At 29.2% G+C, this 7,500-nt stretch carries 8 protein-coding genes, 2 tRNA genes and 2 rRNA genes (2 of these 12 running past the window's edge); 8 read left to right on the top strand and 4 right to left on the bottom strand.

Translation table 11 applies throughout. From position 1 onward, the window contains the following. The 5 genes from OW730_RS01595 to OW730_RS01575 all read left to right on the top strand — a co-directional run. Positions 1-369, top strand: a 23S ribosomal RNA gene (locus OW730_RS01595); it begins 2,531 nt to the left of the window's first position. A 48-nt stretch (positions 370-417) separates the two neighbouring features. Beyond that, positions 418-534, top strand: a 5S ribosomal RNA gene (gene rrf / locus OW730_RS01590). Between the two features lie 5 nt (positions 535-539). After that, positions 540-614 (top strand) — tRNA-Asn (locus OW730_RS01585). A gap of 5 nt (positions 615-619) precedes the next feature. Next, positions 620-695: transfer RNA gene (locus OW730_RS01580), tRNA-Phe, on the top strand. A 275-nt stretch (positions 696-970) separates the two neighbouring features. Next, positions 971-1,984: a LacI family DNA-binding transcriptional regulator gene (locus OW730_RS01575; protein WP_271227387.1), complete on the top strand. Its 1,014-nt coding sequence runs from the start codon at positions 971-973 to the stop codon at positions 1,982-1,984. A gap of 65 nt (positions 1,985-2,049) precedes the next feature. Here the strand turns inward: OW730_RS01575 and OW730_RS01570 are convergent, their stop codons facing one another. Both OW730_RS01570 and OW730_RS01565 read right to left on the bottom strand, forming a co-directional pair. Next, positions 2,050-2,667, bottom strand: coding sequence for a deoxynucleoside kinase (locus OW730_RS01570; RefSeq protein WP_271227386.1), 618 nt, complete (start codon positions 2,665-2,667; stop codon positions 2,050-2,052). 1 nt (position 2,668) lies between these two features. After that, on the bottom strand, positions 2,669-3,286 hold the full coding sequence (locus tag OW730_RS01565; RefSeq protein WP_271227385.1) for a deoxynucleoside kinase: 618 nt from the start codon (positions 3,284-3,286) through the stop codon (positions 2,669-2,671). 362 nt (positions 3,287-3,648) lie between these two features. Here OW730_RS01565 and OW730_RS01560 point away from each other — a divergent pair, with 362 nt between their 5' ends. After that, the gene (locus OW730_RS01560) at positions 3,649-4,323 is read left to right on the top strand and encodes an HD domain-containing protein (protein ID WP_271227384.1); all 675 of its coding nucleotides are present in this window, start codon (positions 3,649-3,651) and stop codon (positions 4,321-4,323) included. Between the two features lie 156 nt (positions 4,324-4,479). Further along, the gene (locus OW730_RS01555) at positions 4,480-4,806 is read left to right on the top strand and encodes a hypothetical protein (protein ID WP_271227383.1); all 327 of its coding nucleotides are present in this window, start codon (positions 4,480-4,482) and stop codon (positions 4,804-4,806) included. Positions 4,807-4,817: 11 nt separating this feature from the next. Here the strand turns inward: OW730_RS01555 and bcp are convergent, their stop codons facing one another. Next, complete coding sequence (gene bcp / locus OW730_RS01550; protein ID WP_271227382.1) at positions 4,818-5,297, bottom strand: thioredoxin-dependent thiol peroxidase; 480 nt, start codon at positions 5,295-5,297, stop codon at positions 4,818-4,820. Positions 5,298-5,378: 81 nt separating this feature from the next. Further along, positions 5,379-6,611 (bottom strand): aminopeptidase, encoded by a 1,233-nt coding sequence (locus OW730_RS01545; RefSeq protein ID WP_271227381.1) that lies wholly within the window; start codon positions 6,609-6,611, stop codon positions 5,379-5,381. Positions 6,612-6,885: 274 nt separating this feature from the next. On the opposite strand from OW730_RS01545, the gene OW730_RS01540 reads away from it, so the two are divergent. After that, a protein-coding gene (locus OW730_RS01540; RefSeq protein ID WP_271227380.1) for a DUF4153 domain-containing protein crosses the window boundary here: on the top strand, positions 6,886-7,500 show its 5' end (the start). It continues 1,293 nt past the right edge of the window; the window shows 615 of its 1,908 coding nt (coding positions 1-615); it begins with the start codon at positions 6,886-6,888; the stop codon falls past the right edge of the window.

Raw genomic sequence — 7,500 nt, 5'->3', positions numbered from 1 at the left:
GTAGCTGGTCCCAAGGGTTGGGCTGTTCGCCCATTAAAGCGGCACGCGAGCTGGGTTCAGAACGTCGTGAGACAGTTCGGTCCCTATCCGCCGCGGGCGTAGGAAATTTGAGAGGAGCTGTCCTTAGTACGAGAGGACCGGGATGGACTGACCTCTGGTGTACCAGTTGTCGCGTCAGCGGCACCGCTGGGTAGCTATGTCGGGAAGGGATAAACGCTGAAGGCATCTAAGCGTGAAGCCCACCTCAAGATTAGATTTCCCTGCCTAGTGCAATAAGATCCCTTGAAGAACACAAGGTTGATAGGCTGGAGGTGTAAGTGTGGTAACACATGTAGCTGACCAGTACTAATAGATCGAAGACTTAATCTTAACTTACTTTGTGCAATTTTGAAGGAACATCCTTCAACTAAATAGATATCTGGTAATAATGGCGTGAAGGTTACACACCTTCCCATTCCGAACAGGATTGTTAAGCTTCACAGCGCTGATGGTACTGCACTGGAGACGGTGTGGGAGAGTAAGACGTTGCCAGGTAATATTCCGCGATAGCTCAACGGTGGAGCACTCGGCTGTTAACCGATAGGTTGGAGGTTCGAATCCTCTTCGCGGAGCCATTTATGGCTGGATAGCTCAGTCGGTAGAGCAGAGGACTGAAAATCCTCGTGTCCCTGGTTCGATTCCTGGTCTAGCCACCAAAGCTTAGATTTTATAATCTAAGCTTTTTTTTTATTCTTTAAGAAACTAAAGAATTTCATAAAGAAACTATCACGTGTAATGTTCCCTATATCAGTAGGTTCAATAGTTGTGTAAAACTAATTATATAATAAAAAAAGTAGCATATAAGTATCATATGTGTTCATTATATAATTCAAATATTTTAAAATGTAATGAAATTATGAAAATTTGTGATATAATAATGGTGATACTAAAATGCTTATATAATAAATACTAGAAATTAAGGGGATGTACCGTGAGTAGAAATTTAACAATTAAAGATGTTGCTAGATTGTCCGGTTTTTCAATAAGAACCGTTTCAAGAGTAATAAATGATGAAGGTTATGTAAAAGAAGAAACTAGATCTAAAATAAAAAAAATTATAAATGAAACAGGATATGAAACAAATATATTTGCTAAGAATTTAAGAAAAAAATCAGTGAGAAATATAATTTTACTGATTGAAAGAGAAAAAGAACCACATCCAGGACAGTACTATTCAAACATGTTCCAGTGTGCTATAAATGAAGCTAGAAAATATGGGTTTAATGCGTTCATGTTACAATTTGATACAGAGAATGCGAAGGAAAACGAAAAAAATATTCAAATATTAAAATCAGGATTTGTTGATGGTGCTATCGTTTTCAGTGTTAAGAAGAGCCTAGAAAAGATAAAACTATTAAAGAAACTGAATATTCCTTTTGTTGCTATGGCAAAAAATAATGAAGAAGGATGTCCATATGTAGATGTAGATCACTTTAACTCAGCTTATATAGCAACAGAACATCTTATAAAGAATGGTTGTAAGACACTTGGATTGATGATAGGAGATCCAGAATTGATAGCTTTTGATGATAGAAAGCAAGGGTTTCTTAAGGCTGTTAAGGATTATAATATTTCAGAAGATAATATTAAAGTATATCAAAATGTTGAGGCATTTAAACATAGTTATAAAATATGCTTAGAAATTGGCAAAGAGAAAATACCTGAAGGATTATTTGTTGCATCTGATGAAATGGCATTTGGTGTACTTAAAGCCATGAGTGATCTAAAAATAAGTGTACCTGATGAGGCAATGGTAGTAGGATTTGATAATCTTCCATTATCTGAATATAGTGTTCCAGCACTAACAACAATGAGACAAAATGCTGTTGAAATGTCTGAAGAAGCAGTATCTATTTTAATGAAGTTAATAGAAAAAAGTGAAGAAGACTTTAACAAGCAAGTATTATATGCTCCAGAGTTAATAATAAGAGATACAACAAAGTAAAATATTAATTTTTATTAGTTGACACAAATAAAGAGAGAGCTATCATGATAGCTCTCTCTTTTTTATTAAGCAGATTGTTCTTCAAGGTTCTTTAATGCATCATCAATTACTGATAATATGTAATCTCTATGTTCCATATTATTTTCAAAATCTAAATCATTCACATTGATTTTTAGTATTGGTGAGTAATCATATGATCTAAAAAACTCAGTATAATTTTTATTTAATTCTTTCCAGTAATCTTTTTCAGTGATAAGCTCATAATCTCTACCACGTTTTTCAATTCTTTTAATAGCGTTATCAACAGAAATATCTAAATAAATTAAAAGTTTAGGTTTAGGCATATGTTCAGCCATGTTATCAAATAATTCTTGATAGATACTATATTCTTCTTTTGATAGTTCATTATTATCACATAACATTTTTGCGAAAATTAAATCACCATAAATACTTCTATCCAATACAGCACCCTTAGATTGAGCTGCTTCATTAAGTTGATCTAATCTTTTATTTAAAAAGAAAATTTGAAGTGGAAAGCTGTATCTAGATCTATCATGATAAAATTTTTCTAATATAGGGTTATTAACAACTGGCTCACGAAAAGGTATAAGTGAGTATTTTTCAGATAAAATTTTCATCAAAGTGGATTTACCAACCCCAACAACACCATCTATAACTAACATTTTAATATCCTCCTGATTCAATTTTATTTAGAGCTTCGTTTATTACAGAAAGAACGTATTTTCTGTCTTCTAAGTTATTTTCAAAATCAATGTTGTCTACATTAATTTTTAATATTGGGGAGAAATTATAATTAGCAAAATAATTAGTATAATTCATATTTAGTCTTTCCCAATATTCTCTTTCTACGATTAATTCATAATCTCTACCACGTTTCTTAATTCTATCAATAGCATTATCTACAGAAATCTCTAAATATACCATTAATTTAGGAGCTTGAATATGTTTTAGCATATGGTGAAAAAGATCATTATAAATATCAAATTCTTCATCTGACATTTCTTTAGTATCATTAAGCATTTTTGCAAAAATAACATCACCATAGATACTTCTATCTAATATTGCATTCTTCAGTGAAGATGCTTTTTTTATATGCTCAAATCTTTTGTTTAAAAAAAATGTTTGAAGAGGAAAGCTATATCTTTCTCTATCATGATAGAATTTTTCTAGTACAGGGTTGTCTACAACAGGTTCCTGAAAAGGTACCATATTTCTCTCTTCAGCTAAAATGTTCATTAATGTAGATTTGCCGACCCCAACTACACCATCAACAATTATCATATTCCATCTCTCCTCATCACAGAACTTAACTTGATTAAATAATTCTTGGTAAGATATCAATATTAACTCTTCCTTCCATTCATAGTGTCATATTAATAGTCCAATATATTTCGATAAAAAAACCACTTTTATTATTATACTTGTAAACCATAAGAAATTTCAAACGTTATTTTCTGTATATTTAACAAAAAAAGAGTTATATGCTCAAAAAATCGACTCAATACATGTTGTAGTAAAGTATTTTAGCAACACAACATATTGTAAAAGTATCTTCAATATTAATTGAATAAAAATGTTAAAGTTTGTATTAGGAAAATGTACATGATAAAATATATTGAAGAACATTAGATGAGAGGTGGGTTATGGATAGATATAATGACATAATAATAGAAATGAAAAAGGAATTAGGCAGCAGAGGCCATGATATAGACCATATACTTAGAGTTTATAAATTAGCAGTATCAATAGCTAATAAAGAAAAAACTAACTACGATATAGATATGGAAGTTTTAGAGCTATCTGCTATATTACATGATATAGGAAGAAAGAAAGAAGATGAAGATAAGACAGGAAAGATTAATCATGCAGATATAGGAGCAGATATGGCAGAAATATTATTAAAAGATAAAGGATATACTCAAGATAAGATTAATAAGATCAAGAGCTGTATAAGGAGTCACAGATATAGAGGAAATAATATTCCTAAAAAAATAGAAGAAAAGATATTATTTGATGCAGACAAATTAGATTCTTTAGGAGCAATTGGTGTTGGAAGATGCTTTATGGTAGCGGCACAGTTTAATCAGAGAATATATAACGACACATCAGTGAATGAGTATATTAAAACAAATACTTATGAAAATATGAGGCTTAAAGATCCAAGTATTCATGCACCAAATTTAGAATATGAATTAAAAATGAAAAATATAAAAGATAGATTATTTACAGAGTCAGCTAAAGAAATAGCTGAAGAAAGAGATGAATTTATGAAGGAATTTTTTGATAGAATGAAAGATGAAATTAACGGAATTAAATAATCATAGGAGGTGGTTTATATAAAATCCCTTAAATTCATAATATATTATATAACTGTTATTATCATATCATTTATAATAAATAATATTTTTTATGTAGGAGTTATTGATGATCCATCCCTATTCATAAGTATAATTCCTATCATAATAATCCTTTATATGTTATTTAATAATAAAGATAGTAAGCTTATGAATATTATTAATAAGATAATTTTAATAGGAATGGTTTTAATTTTTATAGTGGCTATACCTAAATATTCTTATAAATCATCAGTAAAAAGTATATTGAGTACTAGATTTAAAAATGAATCAGTAAAAGTAATAAAAACTAAACATAAAGATAAGAAGATAAAATCAATGAACAGACCTTCATTTTTTACAGGTTATTTCTATAAAGTTAAAGTATCAGATTTAAGTGGTAAAATACATACCTTCTATATGAATCCTGAAACAGGTAAGTGGGGAGAAATAACAAAAGAGAAGTAGGAGATTACATCCTACTTCTCTTTCATTATATAAGGGATAATATCATTTTCAACATGTGTTTTAGCTTTTACTTTTCTAAAGATTTTTTCAATAGTACCTTTTTCATCTATTATAAAGGTACTTCTTTCAATACCCATAGAAATCTTACCATACAACTTTTTTTCTTTTAACACCTCATAAGAAGTACAAACTTTTTCTTCTTCATCAGAAAGAAGTACAAAAGGTAATTCTCTTTTTTCAATAAATCTATTGTGAGATTTTATTGAATCTCTACTAATTCCTAATACTACATAATTGTGTTCTTCCAGAACCTTAAGGTTATCTTTAAAAGATACCGCCTCATTAACTCATCCAGGGGTATTATCCTTTGGATAGAAAAATAGTATCAATTTTTTATCATTATAATCACTTATATTATGAATCTTATCATCAGTACCAGGTATGTTAAGCTCAGGAGCCTTCATTCCTTCTTTTAAAATTGAAGTATTCATATTATTCACCTCATCCATTAGTATAGTGTTATATGAATATTATATAATAATTATTATTATTTATCAAATAAAAGCTTAAGATTATTTACTCCAATTTCCATTTGTGAATATAGGCATACGTTCACCAGACTCTGTAATACCTTCAATTGATAATTCTTTAGAACCTATCATAAAATCTACATGGGTGATACTAGTATTTAAGCCATGCTCTTCTAATTGTTGTTTATTCATAGTAGTACCATCTTTAATGCATATAGGATATGAAGAACCAATAGCTAGATGACAAGAAGCATTTTCATCAAATAGAGTATTATAGAATATTAAACCAGTATTAGAAATAGGTGAATTATCAGGCACTAAGGCTACCTCTCCTATGTAATGAGATCCTTCATCAGTTTCAATAAGCCCTTTTAGAATTTCATAACCTTTCTCAGCGGAATAATCTACAACTCTACCATCTTTAAAAGTTAAGGTAAAGTTCTCAATAAGGTTTCCGCCATAATTTAAAGGTTTAGTACTAGAGACTACTCCGTTTACACCAGTTTTAAGAGGTGTTGTAAAAATTTCTTCTGTAGGCATATTTGGTATATAGTAGATATCTTTGTGGTCAGTTAGTCCACCACCAACCCATATATGATCTTTTGGTAAATCTATAACTAAATCTGTTCCAGTAGATTTAAAGTGTAGAGATTTAAATTGCTTCTTATTTAATAAATCTGTTTTGCACTTTATTAGATTTATGTGATTATCCCATGCCTTAACCGGATCATCAGAATCTACTCTTGTTACTGTAAATATATTTTCCCAAAGTTTTTTTACAGCATCATCTTTATTTAGGTTAGGAAATACTTTCATAGCCCATTCATCTGTAGGAATAGATACTATAGACCATCTAACATTCCCTTTATTCAATATTGTTTTAAAGCCTTCCATTGCTTTCCCTTGAGCTTTTCTTGTGCGAGCAATTTTTTTAGGATCCACATTTTTTAACAAATCTGGATTAGAGGCTGATATTGATAAAAATGCAGCACCTTCATTAGCAAGAGATTCTTTGCTAGTAGCTTTCCAATCAGGAAAATGGTCAAAGACATTATCATTAGCATAATTAAACTTTATAAGTGATATTTCTTCATCATTCCAATCAACATGAACGTCAATTACTCCAGATGAATATGCTTCTTTTGCTATAGCTCTAACAAAATCTTTTGCTGTAATTGGAGCATTAATTACAAGAGTTTGATTTTCTTGGATGTTTACACCTGTTTTTACGGCTAATTTTGCATATTTCTGTAATAATTCATTAAAGTTATTCATTATTTTGACCTCCTCATAATTATATAAATTAGTGTCTCTAATTATATTTTACATTATTTATTGCCAAATTATATTTTTTTTAACAGAAAACTTGTAAAAAATATATTCACATAATGAACTGCAATAAAAATTTATTGAAAAACAATAAAAGATATTGATATCTTAGTACGATTTAGTTAAAATAATAGATAATAGTAAGATTTTAATAAAAATACTATATATTTGCAACAAATATAAAATAAAGTTTAAATATAACGTATAAAAGGAGGATAATATGGGAATATCTTTATTGCAGGGATTGATGCTATATAAAGGCAATATATATATGCCTAAAGAAAAAGGCTCAATGGGGATTTATAAAGTTCATTATGAGCATAGAAACAGAGGGGAAGAGGTTGTAAAAACCGGAATAGAGAAAGAGTTTGGGGGTAAAGGTGATATATTATTTCCATTTGCATATGAAGTAAAAAGTAATGTAACTACATATATGGTTAAGTTAGAAGAAATTGAACAGGATAAAGTTATAAAGGTTAATTCAGAGAATATTGATCAATTAAATAATTATCAAAAAATTTATATTGTACAAGCGTGTATTGAATTAGAATTAAGAGGAATAAACAATGACTTTGTTAAGATTATAAAGGATAATGATGCATATAAAATATTAAAAGAAAAGAACAAAGAATATTTTATTACTGTAAAAAGGAATATTTTAAAAGATAAGATAGATGATGGTGAAAAACATAAAATAGGAATGCTATTAGTTATTTCAATTATAACTGCTTTTTTATTTCAATATATGTTTATGTTTCAGTACTTGGGCATATCTATAAGCATTTATACATTAATAATGATAGGCGCTTCATTATATATAACTAAGAAACAAATT

The sequence above is a fragment of the Oceanirhabdus sp. W0125-5 genome, assembly GCF_027938815.1.
In the GTDB taxonomy this organism is placed as follows: domain Bacteria; phylum Bacillota; class Clostridia; order Clostridiales; family Clostridiaceae; genus Oceanirhabdus.
Note: the sequence above shows the minus strand (reverse complement) of the source record. Positions and strands in the feature narration are given on the sequence as shown.

What these genes read in the sequence shown, in the direction of transcription:
- OW730_RS01560 (WP_271227384.1), top strand. Translation starts at nt 3,649, where the DNA reads ATGGATAGATATAATGACATAATAATAGAAATGAAAAAGGAATTAGGC.
- OW730_RS01545 (WP_271227381.1), bottom strand. Translation starts at nt 6,611, where the DNA reads ATGAATAACTTTAATGAATTATTACAGAAATATGCAAAATTAGCCGTA.
- OW730_RS01565 (WP_271227385.1), bottom strand. Translation starts at nt 3,286, where the DNA reads ATGATAATTGTTGATGGTGTAGTTGGGGTCGGCAAATCTACATTAATG.
- OW730_RS01555 (WP_271227383.1), top strand. Translation starts at nt 4,480, where the DNA reads ATGTTATTTAATAATAAAGATAGTAAGCTTATGAATATTATTAATAAG.
- OW730_RS01570 (WP_271227386.1), bottom strand. Translation starts at nt 2,667, where the DNA reads ATGTTAGTTATAGATGGTGTTGTTGGGGTTGGTAAATCCACTTTGATG.